This window comes from Neglectibacter sp. X4 (genome assembly GCF_009917365.1).
Lineage (GTDB): Bacteria > Bacillota > Clostridia > Oscillospirales > Acutalibacteraceae > Acutalibacter.
Genome location: NZ_QWLE01000013.1, coordinates 1 through 254, shown reverse-complemented (window position 1 = coordinate 254; position 254 = coordinate 1). Strand labels below are relative to the sequence as shown.

Genomic DNA, 254 nt, shown 5'->3' with positions numbered 1-254 from the left:
CGTACTGTAAACTAAAATGAAAGTTGAAGACCCGCCAGCCCTTCTGGTACAATGGTTTCACCACAAATCCAAGTACCTCCCGAAAGGAGACGAGTCTTCATGGAAAAATTATACCAAATAAGGTGCCCGAAATGCAACAACAAAACAGACTTTTATCGCTATGGAAAAGACGCTCATGGACATCAAAAGTACCAGTGCAAGAAATGCCGGCATCAGTGGGCGCCGGAAGCGAGGCGGGAGATCGGGCGGCCCAG

General features: G+C 48.4%; 1 protein-coding gene. It reads left to right on the top strand.

The window, feature by feature from the left end:
* Positions 1-51: 51 nt before the first annotated feature.
* The coding region (locus D1841_RS18690) for an IS1 family transposase (RefSeq protein WP_371721579.1) at positions 52-254 on the top strand (203 nt) is incomplete at its 3' end.